The 22117-nt window shown below is 67.9% G+C and carries 20 protein-coding genes and 1 pseudogene; 8 read left to right on the top strand and 13 right to left on the bottom strand.

The features are described from left to right. Nucleotides 1-27: 27 nt before the first annotated feature. Nucleotides 28-255: pseudogene (locus E2493_RS10800) on the top strand (transposase); the annotation flags it as partial. Nucleotides 256-536: 281 nt separating this feature from the next. Here E2493_RS10800 and E2493_RS10795 read toward each other — a convergent pair. The 4 genes from E2493_RS10795 to lnt form a co-directional block, all read right to left on the bottom strand. Continuing rightward, nucleotides 537-1745, bottom strand: coding sequence for a tyrosine-type recombinase/integrase (locus E2493_RS10795; protein WP_135086597.1), 1209 nt, complete (start codon nucleotides 1743-1745; stop codon nucleotides 537-539). A 128-nt stretch (nucleotides 1746-1873) separates the two neighbouring features. Continuing rightward, nucleotides 1874-2554: a tRNA (guanine(46)-N(7))-methyltransferase TrmB gene (gene trmB / locus E2493_RS10790; protein ID WP_135086594.1), complete on the bottom strand. Its 681-nt coding sequence runs from the start codon at nucleotides 2552-2554 to the stop codon at nucleotides 1874-1876. Between the two features lie 120 nt (nucleotides 2555-2674). Next, entirely contained in the window at nucleotides 2675-3880 is a 1206-nt protein-coding gene (metK, locus tag E2493_RS10785; protein WP_135086592.1) for a methionine adenosyltransferase, read from the bottom strand. Nucleotides 3881-3957: 77 nt separating this feature from the next. Next, the gene (lnt, locus tag E2493_RS10780) at nucleotides 3958-5499 is read right to left on the bottom strand and encodes an apolipoprotein N-acyltransferase (protein ID WP_135086589.1); all 1542 of its coding nucleotides are present in this window, start codon (nucleotides 5497-5499) and stop codon (nucleotides 3958-3960) included. Nucleotides 5500-5628: 129 nt separating this feature from the next. Here lnt and E2493_RS10775 point away from each other — a divergent pair, with 129 nt between their 5' ends. Further along, nucleotides 5629-6051, top strand: coding sequence for a VOC family protein (locus tag E2493_RS10775; RefSeq protein WP_135086586.1), 423 nt, complete (start codon nucleotides 5629-5631; stop codon nucleotides 6049-6051). A gap of 68 nt (nucleotides 6052-6119) precedes the next feature. Here E2493_RS10775 and E2493_RS10770 read toward each other — a convergent pair whose 3' ends face one another. The 7 genes from E2493_RS10770 to E2493_RS10740 all read right to left on the bottom strand — a co-directional run bounded on the left by E2493_RS10770 (nucleotide 6120) and on the right by E2493_RS10740 (nucleotide 13888). Next, a complete protein-coding gene (locus E2493_RS10770) occupies nucleotides 6120-7142 on the bottom strand; it encodes a UDP-glucuronic acid decarboxylase family protein (protein ID WP_404828313.1) in 1023 nt (340 codons plus the stop codon). Between the two features lie 109 nt (nucleotides 7143-7251). After that, nucleotides 7252-8343: a CgeB family protein gene (locus tag E2493_RS10765; protein WP_135086581.1), complete on the bottom strand. Its 1092-nt coding sequence runs from the start codon at nucleotides 8341-8343 to the stop codon at nucleotides 7252-7254. Beyond that, entirely contained in the window at nucleotides 8343-9431 is a 1089-nt protein-coding gene (locus tag E2493_RS10760; RefSeq protein ID WP_135086579.1) for a CgeB family protein, read from the bottom strand. The genes E2493_RS10765 and E2493_RS10760 overlap by 1 nt, the downstream gene beginning before the upstream one ends. Then, nucleotides 9428-10552: a CgeB family protein gene (locus E2493_RS10755; protein ID WP_135086577.1), complete on the bottom strand. Its 1125-nt coding sequence runs from the start codon at nucleotides 10550-10552 to the stop codon at nucleotides 9428-9430. Before E2493_RS10755 ends, E2493_RS10760 begins: the two co-directional genes overlap by 4 nt. Continuing rightward, nucleotides 10549-11670 carry a glycosyltransferase family 4 protein gene (locus tag E2493_RS10750; RefSeq protein ID WP_225421380.1) on the bottom strand — a complete coding sequence of 374 codons (1122 nt, stop codon included), beginning with the start codon at nucleotides 11668-11670 and terminating at the stop codon, nucleotides 10549-10551. The genes E2493_RS10755 and E2493_RS10750 overlap by 4 nt, the downstream gene beginning before the upstream one ends. After that, a complete protein-coding gene (locus E2493_RS10745; RefSeq protein ID WP_225421378.1) occupies nucleotides 11667-12776 on the bottom strand; it encodes an SDR family NAD(P)-dependent oxidoreductase in 1110 nt (369 codons plus the stop codon). The genes E2493_RS10750 and E2493_RS10745 overlap by 4 nt, the downstream gene beginning before the upstream one ends. Further along, complete coding sequence (locus E2493_RS10740) at nucleotides 12773-13888, bottom strand: NAD-dependent epimerase/dehydratase family protein (protein WP_135086572.1); 1116 nt, start codon at nucleotides 13886-13888, stop codon at nucleotides 12773-12775. Before E2493_RS10740 ends, E2493_RS10745 begins: the two co-directional genes overlap by 4 nt. 302 nt (nucleotides 13889-14190) lie before the next feature. Here E2493_RS10740 and E2493_RS10735 point away from each other — a divergent pair, with 302 nt between their 5' ends. Genes E2493_RS10735 through E2493_RS10720 form a run of 4 tightly spaced genes read left to right on the top strand, consistent with a single transcriptional unit; the run spans nucleotide 14191 to nucleotide 17596 of the window. Continuing rightward, complete coding sequence (locus tag E2493_RS10735; RefSeq protein WP_135086570.1) at nucleotides 14191-14790, top strand: histidine phosphatase family protein; 600 nt, start codon at nucleotides 14191-14193, stop codon at nucleotides 14788-14790. Continuing rightward, the gene (locus E2493_RS10730) at nucleotides 14787-15569 is read left to right on the top strand and encodes a TIGR04290 family methyltransferase (RefSeq protein WP_135086566.1); all 783 of its coding nucleotides are present in this window, start codon (nucleotides 14787-14789) and stop codon (nucleotides 15567-15569) included. Before E2493_RS10735 ends, E2493_RS10730 begins: the two co-directional genes overlap by 4 nt. Before the next feature lie 3 nt (nucleotides 15570-15572). Then, nucleotides 15573-16490 (top strand): beta-xylosidase, encoded by a 918-nt coding sequence (locus E2493_RS10725; protein WP_225421376.1) that lies wholly within the window; start codon nucleotides 15573-15575, stop codon nucleotides 16488-16490. Continuing rightward, on the top strand, nucleotides 16490-17596 hold the full coding sequence (locus tag E2493_RS10720; RefSeq protein WP_135086563.1) for an inositol-3-phosphate synthase: 1107 nt from the start codon (nucleotides 16490-16492) through the stop codon (nucleotides 17594-17596). The genes E2493_RS10725 and E2493_RS10720 overlap by 1 nt, the downstream gene beginning before the upstream one ends. Nucleotides 17597-17733: 137 nt before the next feature. On the opposite strand, the gene E2493_RS10715 is transcribed toward E2493_RS10720, so the two are convergent. Then, complete coding sequence (locus tag E2493_RS10715) at nucleotides 17734-18249, bottom strand: hypothetical protein (RefSeq protein WP_135086560.1); 516 nt, start codon at nucleotides 18247-18249, stop codon at nucleotides 17734-17736. A 278-nt stretch (nucleotides 18250-18527) separates the two neighbouring features. Here E2493_RS10715 and E2493_RS10710 point away from each other — a divergent pair, with 278 nt between their 5' ends. Next, nucleotides 18528-19685 (top strand): S41 family peptidase, encoded by a 1158-nt coding sequence (locus E2493_RS10710; RefSeq protein ID WP_135086558.1) that lies wholly within the window; start codon nucleotides 18528-18530, stop codon nucleotides 19683-19685. 135 nt (nucleotides 19686-19820) lie between these two features. Further along, entirely contained in the window at nucleotides 19821-20141 is a 321-nt protein-coding gene (locus E2493_RS10705) for a hypothetical protein (protein WP_135086555.1), read from the top strand. A gap of 56 nt (nucleotides 20142-20197) precedes the next feature. Here E2493_RS10705 and E2493_RS10700 read toward each other — a convergent pair whose 3' ends face one another. After that, nucleotides 20198-22102, bottom strand: a complete 1905-nt coding sequence (locus E2493_RS10700) for a transglycosylase domain-containing protein (protein WP_135086553.1) — start codon at nucleotides 22100-22102, stop codon at nucleotides 20198-20200. Nucleotides 22103-22117 lie beyond the last annotated feature (15 nt).

Here is a 22117-nt window from a genome sequence, read left to right as displayed (position 1 = left end):
AAGAAGTCAAAGTTTTCGTAGGCGCAGATAGGCTTTGTGCTGAAGCAAGCCGAGGATGGCACGAGCGTCGGCGATGTGTGCCGGAAGACCGGGATCAGCGAGGCGACGTTCTATGGGTGGCGCAAGAAATACGCGGGGCTGATGCCGTCGGAGATGCGACGGCTGAAGCGACTCGAGGAAGAGAACGCCAAGCTGAAGCGGTTGGTTGCTTACCTGAGCCTCGACAAGGCCATGTTGCATTATGTCGTCTCGCGAAGCACTGGCCTGACCTGCCCCGGCACCCCGTAGACGATGTCCGCGGCGGCGTAGCGCGGTCCTTTATCTTGTAACCCGCTGTAACCCGATGGAAGAGGATAGAGTATCCATCATGAGACCGAAAGCGCTGATTAAAAATTCATCGTAGCGCGAAGGGTGAAATATATTCGTTAGCTTTGTCCTGCACGGCGCGCCCCGCAGGATTCGAACTCGGCTTTGCGGCACGGGACATAGCGTCGACAATGAATGTGGAACGAGCCGATTGCGTTGGCCGCAAGGAGTTACTTCTGCGCCGCCTCGATCGCGCTGGAAAGGTGATTGTTCCACGTTGCTAACGCCTCACGCTTCTCCGGCTTCCAGTCGTGGCGCTGATAGATTCCTGCAACTCCGGACCGGGAGCCACCAACGTGGTTGAGGACTGCTTCGGTTACCTCAAACCGCACGCCGAGCCTCTGAAAGCCTGTTGCCAGTGTTCGCCTGAGGTCATGGAGCCGCCAAGGCGGCACGGGATTGCGGCCGTCCTTCGATAGTAGCTTATCAAGCTTCATTTTGCCCTTGTGATAGGCAGTGAAAGCGGCACCAGTCGCGGTTGGAAACACCCTACCGCGAGATGGCCACTTTTCACTGCCCGCCACTTTGTCGAGCTCGGCAACCGCGAGATCATTGAGCGGGATCGTGGTGGGTTCGCCGTTCTTCGTCCGATCGCCGGACAACCGCATTTCGCGCTCCGAGCGATCCAATTCCTGCCAGTGAAGGCCGCCAATCTCCTCGCGCCGCTGACCAGTGGCAATCAGCAGCCGAACGATCGGGCCGAAACACAGGTGGCATTCCGCCGCTTGAATCCAGACCCTCGCCAACTCACTGTCGCTCAGCCAGCGCTCGCGCGGTTTGACCGCCTTCGGCGTCTCCATGCCCTCCATTGGGCTTCTGTCGATGTCGCCACGACTCACCGCCCATCGAAATAGGCGCCTCAGCACCGCGAACACATTACGACGATTAGCGGCCTGCTCCAAGGGCATGCGATCGAACACGGCAACGACATCAATGCGCGTGATTGTGGGAAGCGCCTTGTCCCTGAGCACGGGCTTGACGTGCAGATGAAGTGATCGCGTTACCAGCGTTGACCAACCTTTCCCTTTGCAGTCCGCTGCGAACCGATCAGCATAGTTGGAAAAGGCAAGGTCGACAGCCTCGCGCCGCCTCTGCTTATCCGATTCGACGGGATCGATGCCCTGCGCGACCAGGCGGAGGAGCCTCGTCGCCTCCTCACGAGCGGTGAAAGGCGTCCATGGCGAACCATGACTGCCGATGGTGTAGCGACGCGTCTTCGCCTCGCGGCCACCCATCCGATATTGGATGACGTAGGACGCCGAACCGCCTGCCGTAATCTTAAGCCCGAACCCCTTCAGTTCGTCATCCCAAAGGAAGCCGGTGACCGCGCCGGACTGGAGCGCGTCGAGGGTTCGCTTGGTGATTTTTCCGGTAGCCATGACGAACCTTATGTACCAGAAAAGTAATCACCGGGCAATCACCGTCGCGGAAATTGGCGGCGGTAGACGGCGGCGTGTTTCGGTCTAAGCTAATGAAAAAAAAGTATTATACGTGATACGTGATTGATCTAAATCCGCCGGTATCGGAAGTACCACACTTCGTGGCCCTTGCGCCGGGCCTTCGCCTCGTAGCGTGTCTCGGGCCAGCCGCCGGGCCGGGTCAGGAAGTCCTTCGCGCTCTCGGCGAGCCATTCGAAGTCGGGCCGCTGGTTCATCACCATCATCGACCAGCGGCAATAGACCGGGTCGTCGGTGCCGAGGCGGAATTCGCCGCCCGGCTTCAACTTGGCGGCGATCAGGTCGAGCGGGCCGTGATTGACCATCCGACGCTTGGCGTGACGCGCCTTGGGCCAGGGGTCGGGGTGGAGCAGGTAGACGAAGCTCAGCGCCCCGTCGGGCAGCCGCTCGAGCACGTCGAGCGCGTCGCCCATGTGGAGGCGGACGTTGGTGAGGTGCTGGTCGCGCACGTGCATCAGCGCGCCGACCACGCCATTGAGGAACGGCTCGGCGCCGATGAACGCATGGTCGGGCAGCAGATCGGCGCGATAGGCGAGATGCTCCCCCGAGCCGAAGCCGATCTCGAAATGGAGCGGGCGCTCGCTGCCGAACAGGCGGGTGGAGTCGATCGGCCCGCTGTCGGGGACGCTGATCGCCGGCAGCAACTCCTCGAGCAGGGCGGACTGGCCCTGGCGAAGCTTGTGGCCGGAGCGGCGGCCGTAGAGGCGGCGGATGGTGCTGGGATCGTTCACGCCGCGGCGCCTAAAGCGCCTTGGCCCGCCCGCCAAGGGCCTTGAGCCTGTCCCCAAACGAAAACCGCCCCTTCCGGTGGGAAGGGGCGGCTTCGTGCGTCATGCTTCGCGCGGCGAGGCTCAGAGCGCCGCCTTCAGCTTCTCGACCAGATCGGTCTTCTCCCAGGGGAAGAAGTCGCCCTCGGCCTTGCGGCCGAAGTGGCCGTAGGCGGCGGTGCGCTGATAGATCGGCTTGTTGAGGCCGAGGTGGGTGCGGATGCCGCGGGGCGTCAGGCCGCCGAGCTCCGAAATGCCCATGATCGCCTTCTCGATCGCGGCGTCGTCGATCGTGCCGGTGCCGTGGGTGTCGACGTAGAGCGACAGCGGCTCGGACACGCCGATGGCGTAGGCGAGCTGGATGGTGCAGCGGCGGGCGAGCCCGGCCGCGACGATGTTCTTGGCCAGGTAGCGCGAGATGTAGGCCGCCGAGCGATCGACCTTCGTCGGATCCTTTCCGGAGAAGGCGCCGCCGCCGTGCGGGGCCGCGCCGCCATAGGTGTCGACGATGATCTTGCGGCCGGTGAGGCCGGCGTCGCCGTCCGGTCCGCCGATCTCGAAGCTGCCGGTCGGATTGATGTGGTAGACGGTCTCGCCGTTGAGCAGCTCGGCCGGGAGGATATCGGCGACGACCCTCTTCACATAGGCCTTGAGCTTGCTCTCCTGCTCGCCCTGGTCATAGCCCTTGCCGTGCTGGGTCGAGACGACGATCGCGGTGGCGGCGACCGGGGCGCCGTTCTCGAAGCGCAGCGTCACCTGGCTCTTCGCGTCCGGCTCCAGGAACGGCGCCGCGCCGGAGTGACGGTCGGCGGCCATCCGCTCGAGGATCTTGTGGCTGTAATAGAGCGTCGCCGGCATCAGGTCGGGAGTCTCGTCGCAGGCGAAGCCGAACATGATGCCCTGGTCGCCGGCGCCTTCGTCCTTGTTGCCGCTGGCGTCGACGCCCTGCGCGATGTGCTCCGACTGGCCGTGGAGGTTATTGTGGAACGTGAACTCGTTCCAGTGGAAGCCCTCCTGCTCGTAGCCGATCCGCTTCACCGTCTCGCGGACGGTGCGCTCGATCTCTTCCTGCGCTCCGGGCGCCCAGGCGCCGTTCTCATAGACGCCGCGGCAGCGGATCTCGCCGGCGAGCACGACCAGCTGGGTGGTGGTCAGCGTCTCGCAGGCGATGCGCGCCTCGGGGTCCTTCGACAGGAAAAGATCGACGATCGCGTCCGAAATCTGGTCGGCGACCTTGTCCGGATGGCCTTCCGACACCGACTCGGACGTGAAGAGGTAATTGCTGCGCATGGAGAGAACCGGCCTTCCTGAGAGAGCTGATTTGATAGGAGATGCGGATATAAAGATATCCTTATATGCGCCGCTCCCTAGCGCGGATTGGCGGGCTCCGCAATGGCTCGCGCCCTGCGGAAAAGCGCGAATGCGAGTGTCGCGAGCAGCAGCGCGAAGCCGAGCGGCAGGAGGTTGCCGGCGCGGGCGAACAGCGTCGGCGGCTTGGGCTGCGGCAGCCTCGCGTCGATCACGCCCTCGGTGCGCCACGGCAGGCTGGCGAGCAGCCGCCCTTCGGCGTCGATCACCGCGCTGATCCCGGTCGGCGTGGAGCGGAGGATCGGCAGCCCCTCCTCGAGCGCGCGCAGCCGCGCCTGGGCGAGATGCTGGGGCGGGCCCCAGGCGCCGAACCAGGCGTCGTTCGACGGGTTGAACAGGAAGGCGGGGCGGTTTTCCGGGTCGACCACCTCGCCCGAGAAGATGATCTCGTAGCAGAGCTGGAAGCCGACCTCGCCGATGCCCGGCAGCGTCAGCGTCTGCGCGCCGGGGCCGAAATCGAAATCGACGTCGCCGGGCGCCAGGCGCGAAAGGCCGATCGAGGAGAGGAGCGGCCGCATCGGCAGATATTCGCCGTACGGGACGAGATGCGCCTTGTCGTAGCGAGCGAGGATGCGGCCGCTCGGGTCGATCGCGAACACGCTGTTGGTCGCGCTCGAGATCTCCTGCCCGTCCCGCGAGCGCCAGGTGACTCCGCCGGTCAGCAGCAGATCCTGCGACCCGAGCATCGCCCCGACGCGGCGTCGTAGCCGCTCCGCCTCGGCCTGCAGCTCGGGATAGCGCAGCTCGTTCTGGAGCGGCCGGGTGACCGCCGCTTCCGGCCAGAGCAGCAGGCGCGGCGCGCCGCCGCGTCCGGCCGAGAGCCGCTCGAGGCGGGCGAGGTTCTCCGCCTCGAAGCCTTCCCGCCATTTGTCCTGCTGGCCGATATTGGGCTGGACGATGCGCAGCGCGATCCTGCCGTGGCCGGCCGGCGGCGGGCGGAGCAGGGTCGCGCCCAGCGTCGCGAGCGCGATCGTGCCGGCGAGCGCCGCGGCCGGACGCCAGGCCTTGCGGACGAGGAGGAGGGGGAGCCCGGCGATCAGGGCCGCGACGCCGGAGAGCCCATAGGTCCCGAGCCACGGCGCCAGCCACGAGACGGACGTCGGCAGCAGCGACACGCCCAGCGGGTTCCAGGCGAAGCCGGTGAACATCGTCGCGCGCAGCCACTCGGTGACGATCCAGGCGGCGGCGAACACCAGCACGCGGCGCAGCGGGTCGCCGCGCCCGTAGCGCCAGGCGAGCCCCGCCGCCGCGGCAGGATAAACGGCGAGGTAGAGCGAGAGCAGGAAAACCGCGATCCAGCCGAGCCAGGGCGGCATCGCCGCCTGGAAGGTGAAGGCGGTCGCAATCCAGTTCAGCCCGACGGTGAAATGCCCCACCCCGAAGAACCAGCCGCGGGCCAGCGCGCTGCGCAGTCGCGGCGCCTCCGCGATCAGCCCGAGCAGCATGGCGAAGCCGGCGAGCGTCACCGGCCACATTCCGAGCGGTGCAAAGCCGCACGCGGCGAGCGCCCCGATCAGCAGGGCGAGGAGATTGTGCTTCATGCGGAAAGGACGGAAGAAAGCATTGCGCCTCCATGCCGAAGATGAATCGCCGAGGGAAGGCCGGCAGCAGCGCGCGCGAGGCCGGGCCCGCCACCTTGGTCCAGGGCTTTTGGGCGGCTAAGAAGGGTCATGCCCAGCCTGCCGCCCTTCCATCTCGCCTTCCCGGTCCACGATCTCGCCGCCGCCCGCGCCTTCTACGGCGGGCTGCTCGGCTGCCCGGAGGGCCGGAGCAGCGCGGAATGGATCGACTTCGATTTCTTCGGCCACCAGATCGTCGCCCACCTCTCGCCGGACGCACGGCCCCACGCCCACCACAATCCGGTCGACGGCCACGACGTGCCGGTGCCGCATTTCGGCGCGGTGCTGTCGATGGCGGACTGGCAGGCGCTCGCCGACCGTCTGACCGAGGCAGACATCGCCTTCGTCATCGCGCCCGCGATCCGCTTCCGCGGCCAGCCGGGCGAGCAGGCGACGATGTTCTTCCACGATCCGTCGGGCAACGCGCTCGAGTTCAAGGCGATGGCGAACCCAGGCAATCTGTTCGCGAAATAACGATCCGGGTCGACCGAAGCCGCCCCTCCCCGAGGGAAGGGGAGCCGGGCGTGGCCGGGCCCCAGCGCTTATTCCGCGGCGACCTCGACCATCAGCTCCTCGCGGGCCTCGCGCTCGGCGGGGCGGGCCTCGGCCTGCTCTTCGGCGAACCAGGCGGCGGTCGCCTCCAGTCCCTGCTGCAGCGCCACTCGCGGCTCCCAGCCGAGCAGCGCCTTGGCCCGCTCGATGTTCGGCTTGCGGCGGCGCGGGTCGTCGACGGGCAGCGGCCGGTTGACGATGCGCGAGGTCGATCCGGTCATCCGCACCACCCGCTCGACCAGATCGGAGACGGTGAGCTCGACCGGGTTGCCGAGATTGACCGGGCCGTCGGTCACGTCGCTGTCCATCAGCCGCATCAGCCCTGCGACGAGGTCGGAGACGTAGCAGAAGCTGCGGGTCTGCGATCCGTCGCCATAGACGGTGATGTCGTCGCCGGCGAGCGCCTGGCAGATCACGTTGGAAACGACGCGGCCGTCGTCGGGGCGCATCCGCGGTCCGTAGGTGTTGAAGATCCGCGCCACCCGCACGTCGGCGCGTCGCATGCGCTGATAGTCGAAGGTCAAAGTCTCGGCGGCGCGCTTGCCCTCGTCGTAACAGGCCCGCGGGCCGGTGCAGCTCACCCAGCCGCGGTAGCTCTCCGGCTGGGGATGGACCTCGGGATCGCCATAGACCTCGCTTGTCGAGGTCAGCAGGAAGCGCGCCTTCTTCTCCTCGGCCAGGCGCAGCAGGTTGCGGGTGCCGACGACATTGGTCAGCATCGTATGCTCGGGATCGGCCTGGTAATGCGGCGGCGAGGCCGCGCAGGCGAGATTGTAGACATGGGTGAAGGCGGTCCGCGCCACCGTTCGCGGCAGCGCGTCGATGATGTCCGCCTGAATCAAGTCGAACCGCGCCTCGCGCTGCAGATGGCGCAGATTCTTCTCGCGGCCGGTCAGCAGACTGTCGAGGCAGACCACGGTCGCGCCTTCCGCCAACAATGAATCGATCAAATGGGAGCCGATGAAGCCTGCGCCGCCGGTTACCAAAGCAGTCTTCTTGTTTGCAATTTTCACGAGGCTGCTCCCTTGTTCCATGGGTCGTTTTTCCGAAGCCGACAACAACTTACCTAAACACCGCGCCCCCCGGCTTGGTTCACCTCCCCAACGAAAGATTACGTCTTCATCAGCACGCCGCCTCCAGTCGGGGGCGCGGCCGCGCCGCCGCCGCCTCCTCGAGATGGGACTCGAGCTCCGCGGCGCGGTCGGCCGCGCGATGGCCGTGCATCACCCTCTCGCGCGCCGCCCGTCCGATGCCGGCGGCGGTCGCCGCGTCGCCCTGCTGGAGCCGGCGGACGACCTCGTCCGGTCCGTCGGCAAGGACGATCTCGCGTCCCGGCGCGAACAGGCTGTCGAGACCTTGCCAGCGATCGGAGATGACCGGCACCGCCGAGGCCGCCGCCTCGAACAGCCGCACCGAGGGCGACCAGCCGGCGGCGATCATGTCGGCGCGTGTTACGTTCAGCGTGAACAGGGAGGCCGAGTAGAAAGCGGGGTGGTCGGCGGGCGGCAGATGCTCGATCCGCTCGACATTCGCCGGCCAGTCGATGTCGGCCGGATATTGCGGGCCGGCGACGACGAAGCGGCGCTCCGGCATGCGCCGCGCCGGCTCGATCAGCAGCCGCTCGAGCGTCGGCTGGCGATCGGGGCTGTAGGTCCCGAGATAGGAGAGGTCCCAGCGCTTCTCGACGTCGAGCGGCGGATAGGCCTCCGGATCGACCGAGCAGTAGAGCGCCCGCGCCGCCGGCGATCCGTAGTGCCGCTCGATGTGGCGCAGGGTCGGCCCGCCGGTGAAGGAAAGATAGACGTCGTAGCCGGGGATCACCTCCGGCGAGAGATACTCGAAATCGCCCCTCTCCAGCTTGGCGAGCGTCACAGGCGTGTCGATGTCGTAGAAGGCGGTGACGCCCCGCGCATGGGCCTGGACGAACCGTGCGACGGCAACGCCTTCCGGAACGTAGGAGCCGACGATCACCGCATCGGCGCCGGCGATCTCGTCCCGCCACGCCTCGAGCCGCTCGAGGTCGGCATAATATTCGAGACGACAATAGTCCGGATCGGTGACGTCGCGGTTCGCCGCATACCAGGGGACCTCCCGCTCCAGGAACAGGATGTCATGACCGCGCGCCGCGAACGCCTTGAGCAGCGCGCGAAAGGTCGTGGCGTGGCCATTCCCCCAGCTCGAGGAGAGGCTGAGGCCGAGGACGACCAGCCGCATCAGGCCGCGCTCCGTTCCGGCTGCAGCGATTCCCGCCACAGGGCGTCCACCTGCTCGCCGCGATGGGTGTAGGTGTGCTCGGCCAGGATCCGCTCCAGCGCCCGGGCACCGATCGCCCGCGCCCGCTCCGGCGTCAGCGCGGCGACATGATCGGCGACGTCCTGCCCGTCGCGGGCGACGAGCACCTCCTCGTCGGGGGTGAGGAACATCTCGATCCCCTCCCAGGCGTCGGTGATCAGGCAGGCTGCGGCGCCAGCCGCCTCGAACACCCGGGTCGCCGGCGAGAAGCCGACGTCGGCCATCGAATCGCGGGCGACGTTGAGCACGGCCAGCGGCGTGCAATTGAAGGCATTGTGCTGATGGGTGTAGACGTGGCCGAGGTGGCGCACGTTGTCCGGCATCCCCTTCGTCTCCCAGCCGTTGCCGCCGATCAGGAAGCGCCGCTCGGGGAGCGCGGCCGCCGCCTTCCGGAAGAATTCCTCGACCCGCGCCTCACGGTCGGGGAGCCGGTTGCCGAGGAAGGCGAGGTCGGCGGAAAAGGCGGGGTCCGGCGCCACCGGATGGTGGGTGCTGGCGTCGAGCGCATTGTAGATCGGCACGCAGCGCCGCGCGCCGAAGCCGGAATAGGCGTCGACCACCGGCGGACCGCCGCCATAGGTCAGCACCATGTCGAGCCTGGGCAGAGTGCGGCGTACGACATGGCTCTCGTCGGCGCGCATTTCGTCGAGGGTCGCTGCGGCGTCGACGTCCCAGAAGATCCGGAGCGCGTCCTCCCGGCTGTGGGCGACGATGCCCTCGAGAAGCTCGGTGTCGAACACGCCGACGCCGTTCGCCTTGACGACGATGTCGGCCGCCTTGGCCTCGTCGAGCACGGCGCGCAGCCCCTCGGGCGTCGCCGCATAGACCACCGACCGGGCCCATTCGGGCGGATCGATGTCCTTGTGCTTCTGCCGGTCGAAAGCGTCGGGCTCGTAGAAGGTGATCTGGTAGCCGCGTGCGGCGAGGTCGCGCAGCAGCCCCCGATAATAGGTCGCGGCGCCGTTCCAGTAGGAAGAGAGCAGGCTGGAGCCGTAGAAGGCGATCTTCATGCGGTGAGTCTCACGTCGAGCGGCGCCGCGGCGCGCGTGTTGAGGGTGGCGAGGATGGCGAGCAGCTCGTCGGCGCGGTGGCCGCAGGTGTGGCGGGCGCGGATCGTCTCGAGCCCGCTGGCGACGAGCGAGGCGCGCAGCGCCGCATCCTCGCGCAGCGCCACGAGCGTCCGCGTCATTTCCGCCCCGGAGCGCGCGAACAGAAAGTCCTGCCCCGGCCGGAACAGCCCTTCGCTGTCGTCCCACGGGGCGGAGGCGAGCGGGATGCCGCAGGCGAGCGCCTCGAATACCCTTATGGTCGGGATGCCCGGCAGGATCGTGGTGTAGAAGCGCCGCGGCACGTGCACCGTCGCCAGATGGCGCGCGAACACCTGCGGGGCCCGCGCGTTGGCCAGCCAACCTCGATAATTGACGCCGTAGCGCTCGAGAAGGCTCTTCGCCTCGGCTGGGTAACGCACACCGTATATGTCCAGTGGCAGCCGCGCGGTGCGGGCGGGGGCAAGGAGGAAATCCTCGATCTCCCGGGTGCGCTCGCCGTCGCCCCAATTACCGATCCAGACCAGGCCCTCTCGCGGTCCCTCCTCCTCGGGCGGGTGGAACAAACGGAGGTCGGCGGCCTCGTGCCAGACGAACTCCCGGCCGCCCCATCCCCAGCCGCGATAGACCTCCGCCAGTGTCTCGCCGAAGGCGAGCACGCCGTCATAGCCGGAGAGGTCGAAGGCTTGGATCGCGTCGGGCTCGGAGACGGCGCGGTGGTGCGTGTCGTGGAACAGCAGGGTGAAGCGCCCCCCGGCGGCGCGCAGACGGCCGATTTGGGCCACCAGTGCGGGATCGTTCCACTCGTGGACGATCACCACGTCGGCCCCGTCGACCAGCTCCGCCGGATCCGTCTCGGCCGCGAAGGTTCGGGAGGAGAGCTCGGGATAAGCTTCCCGATAAGCGGCGAGCCCCGCCTCGCCATGGTCGGCGAGCAGATTCTCGAGGCTCCACGCGCCCTCCGGCTCCCACGCCGTTACCTCGTGCCCGCGGGCGATCAGCTCGCGCAGCACGCCGCGCAGAAAATGGGCGTTGCCGTGATTCCAGCAGGAAGCCAGTGAATGGGTGAAATAGGTGATCCTCACGCCGCCGCCCTCGACGCGAGCACCGGCCGGTTCACCGCCGGCAGCAGGCTGCGGTAGATCGAGGCCATTTGCGCGGCCATAGCCTCCGGGGTGAAGCGCGCGGCGCGGTCGCGGGCCGCCTTGCCCATGACCGCGCGCTCGAAATCGTCGCCGACCAGCTCGGCGATCGCGCGGGTGAATCCCGCTTCGTCGCGCGGGGCGACGAACCTGGCGACGCCGTCCCACAGCTCACGGAAGGTCGGTATGTCGGAGAGGATCAGCGGGCAGCCGGCGGCTGCTGCCTCGAGCACCGCCAGGCCGAACGGCTCGTAGAGCGCGGCGGAGACGAACACCGGTCGGGCGGTGAGCCAGCGGCCGAGCTCGCTCTCGTCGAGCGCGCCGAGGCAATGGATGTTGTCGAACACCACCTCCTCGCCGTGGGGCCCGCGCACCGGCCCCGCGGCATGCACAGGGACGCCGAGCCGCGCGGCGGCGGCGTCGATCGTGCCCAGGTTCTTGCCGCGGTCCCACAGCCGCCCGGCGGTGAAGACGAAATCGTGCGGCGCGCCGCGATCGATCCGCAGCGGCGTGCGGCCGTTGTGGACGGTGCGCGGCGCCTCCGGCAGGTCGTAGCGGCGCTGGACCGCGGCGCCGAACGCCGCTGTTGGCGTGACCACCGCATCGGCGGCGTGGAGACCCGTGCGGACCAGCTTCGTGCGCCAGGTGAAGTCCTGCGGCAGCGGCGTGCCCTGCACCGCCTCCCACCAGGTCGCCACGCAGCTGTGCTGAACGGCGACCACCGGCCGGTCGAACCGCACCGCGCCGGCCAGCGCCGGCGTGTTGAGCTGGATCACGTCGACCTCATGGTCCTCGGCAAGCTCGCGGATCGCCGAGCCGGCGCGGCGCAGGGCCGAGCGGTTCTCGGCCAGCCAGTCGAGCGCGAGGCCGGTATCGACCAGGGTGAGTCCCGGGATTCGCATCGCCGCATTGCGCTGCGCTTCGGATGGCGAGGGTCCCATGACCGCCAGCACCGTCTCGATGCCGAGCTGGGCCAGGCCGGCGGCGAGCTCGGTGCTGTATTGCCAGACCCCGCCGACTGCGTCGGCGGTGATCAGGATGCGGAGGTGGCCGCCGCTCACGAGGCCGCTCCCGCCGGCACGACGCCGGTCGTCGCGGCGATGAACTCGGCGCTCGGCGCGCGGCTTTCGCGCAGCCACTCGGCGAGGCGTGCGACCCCCTCCTTCCACGGCACCGCCGGCGAAAGGCCGAGCGCGCTGCGGATTCGGCGTGTGTCGGCGACGAAATAGCGCTGGTCGCCCGCGCGCCAGTCGGAGAATTCGACGTCCACCTCGCGGCCGGTCAGCTGGCCGATATGGGAGAGGAGCTCGCGCAGCGAGACCGAATTCTCCGGCCCGCCGCCGAGATTGAAGGCATGGCCCTGGATCGCATCGATCCGCTCCCACGCCTTGAGATAGGCCTCGACGGCATTCGAGACGTCGAGGATGTCGCGAACCTGACAGCCGTCGCCGTAAAGGGTGATCGTCTTGCCTTCGAGCGCGCGGATCAGGAAATGCGCGACCCAGCCCTGGTCCTCCGTGCCCATCTGCCGCATGCCGTAGATGCAGCTCATCCGCACCACGGCGGTGGCGAGGCCGAAGCTGCGGGCGTAATCGAGAACATATTGGTCGGCCGCGCCCTTGGAGCAGCCGTAGGGCGTGTGGAAATCGAGCGGGCGCTGCTCGCCGATACCGCGCGCCGCGATCTCGCCGTCCATCGGCACGTATTTGTCGCCGTCCAGACGAAAGTCGAGATCGCCGAGATCGCCGTAGACCTTGTTGGTCGAGGCGAAGATGACCGGTGTCCGGTCGCCTTTCAGTCGCACTGCGTCGAGCAGGTTCAGCGTGCCGCGGATGTTGATCTCGAAATCCTCGCGCGGGTCGATCATCGACGTGGTCACAGCAACCTGCGCGGCCATGTGGAACACCGCCTTGGCCTCGCGGGCGGCGCGGGCGAGCTCGTCCTCGTCGCGGATGTCGGCGATGATCGCCTGCACCTGCTCGCCGTGCCGCTCCTTCAGCCAGGCGAGATTGCGCTCCACGCCGGGGCGGGTGAGCGCGTCATAGACCAGCACCTCGTGGCCGAGCTCGGCCAGGCGGTTGGCGATGTTGCAGCCGATGAAGCCCGCCCCCCCGGTGACCAGGACGGGGCCGGTGTCGGCCTCGCTCCTCTCGTCGCCGCGGCTCACGCGACGAGTCCTCGCGCCTCGAGCTCGGCCCGCGCCTGCTCGACCCTGTCGTCGGCGGTCTGCACCGCCACCCATTCGGCGAGCTCGCCGAGGCCTTCCTGGAAGTCCTTCTGCGCGCGGAAGCCGAGCACGTCGGCGCTTTTGCTGCCGTCGCAGAAGCAATGGCGGATGTCGCCGATGCGGGTCTTGCCGGCGATCTGAGGCGAAATGTCGTTCTTGCCCATCGCGCGGGCGAGCTCCTGCGCCACCTCGGTGACCGAGCGGTCATGGCCGGAGCCGATGTTGAACGTCTGGCCCACCGCCTGGGGCAGTTCCAGCGCATCGGCGAAGGCCCGGGCCACGTCGCCGACATAGACGAAGTCGCGGCGTTGCTCGCCGTCCTCGAAAATCATCGGCTGCTGCCCGTTGAGCAGGCGCGAGGCGAAGATCGCGAGCACCCCGGTGTAAGGGTTGGAGAGCGCCTGGCCGGGGCCGTAGACGTTGAACAGCCTCAGGCACGCGCCCTCGATGCCGTAGGCCTCGGACATGATCAGGGTGGTGCGCTCCTGGACGTATTTGTTGAGCGCGTAGATCGAGGCGAGATCGGGGCGCTTCCACTCGGGGGTGGCGATCGGCTTTAGCGGTCGGCCCTGCGCATCGATGGGATCCCAGCTCTGCGCCTCGCTGGTGCGCACCTGGCGCTTCGCTTCCTGAACCTGATTACCGTCTCCGTCCACGTAGAGGCCTTCGCCGTAGATGCTCATCGACGAGGCGGTCACGACCCGGCGGACCGGATTGTCGATCAGCTTCTCGAAAAGCACCGCCGTGCCGACGTCGTTGACCGAGGTGTAGCGCTCGACCGCATACATCGACTGACCGACGCCGACCTCGGCGGCGAGGTGGATGACGCTGTCGATGCCCTTCAGTGCCTTGGTGACCGCATCGCCGTTGCGCACGTCGGCGCGGATCAGTTCGACGTCGTCGGAAAGGTCCTCCGGCCGCTCGCGGTCGCCGTGCACCTGCTCTATCAGGCTGTCGAGGATGCGGACTTCGTGTCCGCGCTGCTGAAGTTCCTTGGTGACCGCGCGCCCGATAAAGCCGGCGCCGCCGGTGATGAGGATCCGTTCCGGCAATTGTACCCCCGTTTCTTGTCGAGGTTTCCCTGGCGCGAAGCCCGGTTTTCCTCTTCGTTGCTGCTTCTTCTTCTTCCCCAAACACAGGACTCGGCAGCTTTGTTCCGTGCGCGCAAAGACTCGGCTCGAATCACAAGTCCCGCGGCGAAATCGAGGCAATTTCCGGCACTTGAGCTTAACTTGGATCAGTGCGGCGCGATGCCTGCCCGTGCCATGCCTGCGCTGGCTTCAGGCTGGCGGAACCCCGCACGCGGCGGTCGGTTTGCGCGGTACGAAGGGTTTCAGGACGGCATCGATCGAGCGTGACGGCGACCATCTTTTTGATCCGGCATGCCGCGCACGTCGAGCTCGGCCGAGTCCTCTCCGGCCGGCGCCGCGACGTCGCGCTGAGCCGCGAAGGGCTCGATCAGGCGCAGATCGTCGGCGATCTCCTCGGCGTCGAGCCGCTCGCCGCCGTCTACGCTTCGCCTCGCGAGCGAGCCTATTACACCGCACGCGCGATCGCCGAGCCGCACGAGCTGAAGGTGGTCGTCGATGATCGCCTCGACGAGCTCGATTTCGGCGACTGGACCGGCCGCGGCTTCAGCGAGCTCGAGGGCGATCCGCTCTGGACCGAGTGGAACGAGCGGCGCGGCAGCGCCCGCCCGCCGAACGGCGAGGGCATGGCCGAGGCGGTCGATCGGGTCACCGCCGCGCTCGCTGAGCTCGCCGTCGAGCACGAGGGTGCAACGATCGCCTGCGTCAGCCATTGCGACATCATCCGCGGCGTCATCGCGCATTATCTCGGCCTGCCGCTCGAGAACATGCTGCGCTTCGACGTCGATCCGGCTTCCGTGTCCCGCCTCGCACTGGGCGATTGGGGGGCGCGCATCATGACCGTCAACGAAAGGCTCTACCAATGAACGTTGCCGCACGAAGCATCGAGCCGGAAGCCAAGGAGCTTCGCGAGCGCATCGACGCGCTCGGCCCCTGGTTCCACAACATCGATCTCGGCGGAGTGTGGACCGCGCCCGATCATTTCCTCGGCGATTATCCCGGTTCGAAGTTCAAGCGCTTCGCGCCGCACCTTCCGAAGGATCTCAGCGGCAAGAGCGTCCTCGACATCGGCTGCAACGCCGGCTTCTACTCGATGGAAATGAAGCGGCGCGGCGCCGAGCGGGTCGTCGGCATCGACAGCGACGATCGTTATCTCGAGCAGGCGCGCTTCGCCGCGACCACGCTGGGCTACGACAATATCGAGTTCCGCAATCTCTCGGTCTACGACGTCGCGGCCCTGGGCGAGCGGTTCGACGTCGTGATCTTCATGGGCGTGCTCTATCACCTGCGCCACCCGCTGCTCGCACTCGATCTCATCCACGAGCACGTCGCCGGCGATCTCCTGATTTTCCAGTCGATGCAGCGCGGCTCCGGCTCGGTCCTCCCGCTCGAGGAGGACTATCCGTTCGAGGAGACCGGCATCTTCCACGAGAGCGGCTATCCCAGGCTCCATTTCGTCGAGCGCGAATATGCTCATGACTGGACGAATTGGTGGGTGCCGAACCGCGCCTGCGCCGAAGCGATGCTGCGCGCTTCCGGCTTCGCGATAGAAACGCGCGCCGAGGACGAGGTCTACATTTGCCGTCGCGCGGAAATGCCTTATGCAGCGTGGGGAACCGGGGCGGTCTACCCAAAGAAGAGGTGAAATTTGTCCATCGAAGCGGCCATGATCTGGAACGAGCCCAACAACAAGTCGCATTGGGACCCGGAGATTGACCCAGATTGGAGCCTGTTCGGGACGACCGTGATCGAGGCCGCCAAGGCCATCCAGGCGGTCAACCCGGACGTGAAGCGCGTGCTTGGCGGCATCTCGCCGATCGATCCGTTCTTCATCGAAAAGCTGCGCGGCCACGGTGTCCTCGATCATGTTGACGTGATTGCCGTTCACGGCTTCCCGCTCGACTGGAACCTCTGGCCGATCCAGGAATGGCCGCAGAAGATCGCCGAGATCGAGGCGGTTGCTCCCGATCACGAGATCTGGGCGACCGAAGTCGGCGTCGGCAGCTTCGGCGCCGAGGAGGTCCAGGTCTTCGGAGTCGACCGTACGGCCGAGCTGCTGGTCGGCCGCGTGCCCCGCATCTTCTGGTATTCGCTCTACGATCTTCCCCAGGCCTGGGGCGCCACGACCCGGCACAAGGAAGCCGAGGGGTCGAGCTATTATCGCCATTTCTACATGGGCTTAATCCGTGAGGACGGTACGCCCAAGCTTGCGCTCGATCACTTTCGGGCGCACACCCCGCACATGGGCATCATGCAGTGGTTCCACTTCGAGGATCCGCGGCTGGACGACGCTGTCGCCTGGCTGAAACGGCTTGGTGTCACGCATTTGCGGACCGGGCTCAGCTGGGCGGATAGCTACCGCCCCGGCTGGGAAGCCTGGTTCGATCGTCAGATGGAGGCGCTCGAGGAATTCGAGACCACCGTCACCTTCTGCTTCACGCCCGAGTCCGAGGGCATTCAGCCCCACCACACCAGCCCACCGAAGGATCCGATGTATTTCGCTGATTTCTGCGCCCGCATGATCGAGCGCTACGCCCCCGCCCAGCAGCGCAAGGCGGTCGCCTGATGAGCCTCCACGATCCCAAGGCGATCAACATCGCCATCGTCGGCGTGGGCAACTGCGCAAGCTCGCTCGTCCAGGGCATCGCTCATTATCAGAATGGCGGCGCCAACGAGCAGATCGGTCTCATGCACTGGGACATGGGCGGCTATCGTCCGAAGGACATCACTGTCGTCGCCGCCTGGGACATCGATCGGCGCAAGGTCGGCCGCGACGTCGCCGAGGCGATCTTCGAGAAGCCGAACTGCACCGCCGTGTTCTGCGATCACGTGCCGGCGTCCGGCGTGACGGTCGAAATGGGCCGGGTGCTCGACGGCTATTCGGACCACATGGCGGAGGCTCCGGCCGATCGCACCTTCCTGGTCGCCGACATTGCCCAGCCCGAGAAAGCCGACGTCGTCCGCCGCCTGAAGGAGACCGGCACCGACGTGCTGATGAACTACCTTCCGGTAGGCAGCCAGGAAGCGACGGAGTTCTACGCCGAGTGCGCACTCGAGGCGGGTGTCGCCTTCGTCAACAACATCCCGGTCTTCATCGCTTCGAACGAGGCTTGGGCGAAGCGCTTCCAGGATGCCGGCGTGCCGATCATCGGCGATGACATCAAGGCCCAGCTCGGCGCCACCATCGTCCACCGTGTTTTGACCGATCTGTTCCACAAGCGCGGTGTGAAGCTCGATCGGACCTACCAGCTCAACACCGGCGGCAACACCGACTTCCTCAACATGTCGAACCGCAAGCGGCTCGCGTCCAAGAAGGTTTCGAAGACCGAGGCGGTTCAGTCGGTCGCCGAGCACCGGCTCGACGACGAGAACATCCACGTCGGCCCGAGCGACTATGTCGCCTGGCAGAACGACAACAAGGTCTGCTTCCTGCGCATGGAAGGCCAGCTGTTCGGCGGCGTGCCGATGAACATCGAGCTTCGCCTCAGCGTCGAGGACAGCCCGAACTCGGCCGGCGTCGCGATCGACATGATTCGCTGCGCCAAGATCGCCAAGGACCGCGGGCTCGCCGGCCCGATCCACCCGGCGGCGGCCTATTTCTGCAAGCACCCCCCGATCCAGACCACCGACGACGAGGCCCACGCGGCGCTCGAGTCCTTCATCAAGGGCTGATCGCGGGCTCCTCTTCTCTCCCCTTCCTCCACCGAGCGGTGGTGGAAGGGGTTAAGAGACCGGAAGCAGGGCAGAAGGACGCGACGCAATCTGCGGAAGCTTGCCCCTCCGCGCCCGTCGATCCCTATTCACCTGCCTTAGTTCAGCGACACGCCGAGGCGCTGCGCCTCCTCGGCATAATAATGTTCGATGATCCGCCAGCCGTCGTCGGCGGCAGCCGCGCTCCGATCGACTTGGCCGAGCATGTCCAGCATCACGCGGCAGCTCAGCGCCTCGTCTTTCGGCGCGGCCGCCAGCGTGTCGACCGATCGCATCATCGCGTCGAGGATCGATGTCACTTCGGCGAGATGGGCCTTGAACTCGGGTCGTCCCAACATCGCCAGGCTGAACCGGGCGCGGTCCGTCTCGGTCCAGACGCCGCGCGCGATCAGCTGATCGCCGACGGCATGGGCCCGCGCTTCCATCCGGCGGGTGGCGTCCTCCATCAGCGGTTTGGCGGCTTCGAGGGCCGCTTCGCCCTCGCGAAGGAGCCGCTTGCGCTCGTCGGCGACCGCGCAGTTCGTCGCCCGCAACTCAGGGCCGATCGCCGGCCGGGGCAAGGAAGCCGCCGCGTCCGGCGACAGCGCCGCCAGCATCAGGATCGCGTTCATCATCTCCTGTCGTCTCCCCCTGCGCCGCCCCCTCGCGACTGCTCGCCGGTGCTTCCAGCCCGACGTGGGTGCCGTCCGATGATTGATATTTCGTGGCCGACACGCCTGCCGCCTCAAAACGGGGACACATATTTGGCGCGGCTGTCGCGGCGAGCGTATCGTCCGCCCCGCTGCCGTCCCCGCCGTTCGTCGAGCCCATCGCCGGCTTCGTAGATCCCCGCTCCACCTGCGGCCTCGATGCTGCCACCCCGTCCGCATTCGCCAATTGCGGGAGTGAGAGCATGAGATTCGCAGTCGGGGCGCTGGTCGGGGCAGCCCTTTCGGTCACCGCCCTCGCCCAAAGCGGGGCCCCCGCCCCGGCCGCCCCCGCGCCCGCCTCCGACGATCCCGCCTCCCCGATTGCCGCGGAGGAGGCCCGCGGCGCAGCGCTGGACCTCGCGCGCACTCTCGAGGAGAATTACGTCTTTCCCGAAATCGCCCGAAATTACGCCGCGACGCTGCGCGAGAAGACTGCGGCGGGCGCCTATGACGGCCTCGGCACCGCCGGCGCCTTCGCCGAGCGGGTGAGCGCCGATCTGCGCGCCGTCTCGCCGGACAACCACCTCCGCCTGCACGTCGCCCGCGTACCGGAAGGCGGCGGGCCGGTCTCGATCCGGCGCCCCGCGCTCGCCGGCGGCCCCGCCGGTGCGCCGGCGCCGCGTCGCCCGACCCAGGCGATCGAGGAGCAACGCTGGCTTGCACCCGGCATCGCCTACATCCGCTTCACCGGCTTCCCGCGCGACGAGGCGGTGACCAAGGCGGCGCAAGCCTTCATGGCCGACCATGCCGAGGCGGAGACCCTGATCTTCGACATCCGCACCCATGGCGGCGGAGGCCTCGATCAGATGGATGCGATCTTCCCCTATCTCTTCGCCAAGCCGACGCCGCTGGTGACGATGGACACCCGCGCGGCCGTCGAGGCGGGCCGCGGCGGCCCGCTCGACGACAGCCCGACGCTCACCCGCGAAGTCGCCGGCGACGACATCGTCCGCCGCGTCCACCGTGCCATTCCGCATCCGTCCGAGACGCGCCTGTTCGACGCCAGGGTGTTCGTCCTCACCTCCGGCTTCACCGCCTCCGCAGCCGAGCATTTCGCTCTGGCGATGAAGCGCAGCGGCCGCGCCACGCTGATCGGCACATCGACCGGCGGTGCCGGCCATTACGGCGGGCTGAGACCGATCGGCCGCCGCTTCGCCGCCTTCGTGCCCGTCGGCCGCACCTACGATCCCGACACCGGCAAGGGCTGGGAAGGCGACGGCGTCGCGCCGCACGTCGCGGTGCCGGCGGAGCGCGCGCTGGCCGAGGCGCTGCTGCGCAGCGGCCTTTCCGCCGCCGAAGCGGACCGGATCGCCGCCGAGGTAAAGGTCGAGGGATCGATGGAGCGCCGCCGCCGAGGGTGACGCGGGGCCATTCCGATCGAGAGCGTCGCTTGAGCGGCTCGCCAGGCGTTCCGCTCGGCAACCGCGGCGGCTCGAGCTTCTCCCGCGCTTTCCTGCCCGCTATGGACCTGCCTACACAACGCCAGGACCACGCCCGTGCGCATCTTGCTTGCCCTACCGCTCGTCCTCCTTGCCGGCTGCAACGATACGCTGCCGCTGGCGCTGCAGAACCAGTCGAAAGCGTCGATGACGGTCACCTTCACCAGCAAGGACGGAAAATGCGATTCGGCGAAGCCGGAGAGCCTCGCGCCGAGCGAGCGGCTGCTGGTGAAATGTGCCGCGGCCGATCTCACCGGCGTTGATATCACCATGGCGGACGGCCGCAATTGCGCCCTCACGCCGGCGGACATCTCCCGCCTGGTCCAGGAACGAAAGGGCATGAAGGGCTCATTCATGCTCCCGCTAGGAGGCTGCTGATCCCGGAGAGCACGATCGCGCGAGCTGGAGGCTTCCCCCTTTAAGTGCCCGCGGGATCAGCTGAACCAGTCGCGCATGCGGCCGCCGAACACGCGGTCGAGCCAGCCCGGCGCCCGCTCCTCCCGTTCCTCGCGCCACCTTTCCTCTTCCTCTTGCGCCTCCCGTGCGGCGCGTGCCGCTTCCTCCGCCTGGCGGGCGGCCTCGGCGGCGATCTCCTGGCCGAGCGCCTCGGTCATGAACGCGCGCCAGATCCGTGCCGGCGCGCCGCCGCCGGTCACGCCCTTCATCGGCGTCTCGTCGTCGTTGCCGACCCAGACGCCGACAATCAGGTCGCCGGCAAAGCCAATGAACCACGCATCGCGCGAATTCTGGGTCGTCCCGGTCTTGCCGAACGCCGGGATCGGCAGCCGCGCGGCCTTGCCCGTGCCGGTCTCCACAGCGGCGCTGAGCAGCTGCAGCAGCGCCGCGCGCTCGTGATAGGACAGCGCGGCCCGGGCCGGCGCCATCGACGCCGCGAAGCCGTCCGGCGCACTCGCCAGGCCGTGCGGCACGATCGGGTAAACGCCCGAGGCGACGCCTGCATAGGCCGAGGTCAGGTCGATCAGGGTCGTCGTCGAGGCGCCGAGCGCCAGGCTCGGCACCGCCTTCATCTCGCCTCTGAGGCCGAGATCGTGGGCCGCCTGGATGACGGCATCGCGGCCGACCTGCTCGGACAGGCGCACCGCCGCGACGTTGCTCGAATCGGCGAAGGCGCGGGTCAGCGTGATCGGGCCGTGGTAGCGGTTGCTGAAGTTCTTCGGCGACCAGCCGGCGACCTTCAGCGGCCGGTCCTCGACCAGCATCTCGGGCTCGGCGCCGGCGCGGAGTGCGGCAAGGTAGACGAACAATTTGAACGCGGAGCCGGGCTGCCGCTCGGCCTGGACCGCGCGGTTGAACTGGGATCGCCCATAGTCCCGGCCGCCGACCATCGCCGCGACCGAGCCGTCCGGCCGCATCGCGATCAATGCCGCCTGCCGCGTTTCGCTCTTGCCCGCCTTCAGCACGGCCGCGACGGCGGCTTCCGCCTGGCGCTGGAGCCGGCCGTCGAGCGTCGTCGGCACGTCAACGCGCCCGGTCCCCGCACCGAGCGAGCCGCGGACCTGCGGCTCCACCCAATCGGCGAACCAGCCGGCGCCGGAAACCGGGGCCAGGGCCGGGAGGGGCTGCGCAAGCGGGACGCTCGCGGCCTCGCCGGGCGCCAGCATGCCGGCCGATGCCATGGCCGCAAGTACGGTTCGCGTCCGCCGCTGCGCCGCCTCGAGGTGCAGCGTCGGCGCCAGCCGCGAGGGCGCGTTGACGATTCCGGCCAGCATCGCCGCCTCGCCGAGCTCGAGCGCGGCGGCATCCTTGCCGAAATAGTGCCGCGCGGCCGCGCCGATGCCGTAGACGCCGTCGCCGAAATAGGCGCGATTGAGATACGCGGCGAGGATCTCGTCCTTGCTGTAGTGCCGCTCGAGCCTCAGCGCGATCGTGGCTTCCTTCAGCTTGCGGGCGAAGCTGCGGTCACTGCCGACGAACGCCATCTTGGCGAGCTGCTGGGTGATCGTGCTGCCACCCTGCTCGACGCCGCCTGCCCGCACATTGGCCAGCGCGGCGCGCGCGGTGCCGCGCAGGTCGATGCCGCCATGCACGTAAAAGCGCCGATCCTCGATCGCCACGAACGGTGCCGTGACCCGGGCCGGGAGGCTTCCCGCAGCCACCGGCGCCTCGCGATAATCGCCGCGACGTGCGAAAGGCTCGCCCTGGGCGGTCAGAAGCACGAGGGACGGCCGCGCCACCGCGGGATCGTCCAGCTCCAGGACAGGACTGAAGGCGATCCAGGCGTAGGCGGAGAGGAGCAGGGCTGCGGCCAAGCCGGTCGTGCCGCCGAGCCAGCGCCGCACGGCGCGCTGGTTCAGGCGGGAAAGCAGGAAAAAATTCATCAGGGGAATGCGCCT

It is taken from the genome of Sphingomonas parva (ex Maeng et al. 2020), assembly GCF_004564275.1.
Classification (GTDB): Bacteria; Pseudomonadota; Alphaproteobacteria; order Sphingomonadales; family Sphingomonadaceae; genus Allosphingosinicella; species Allosphingosinicella parva.
Note: the sequence above shows the minus strand (reverse complement) of the source record. Positions and strands in the feature narration are given on the sequence as shown.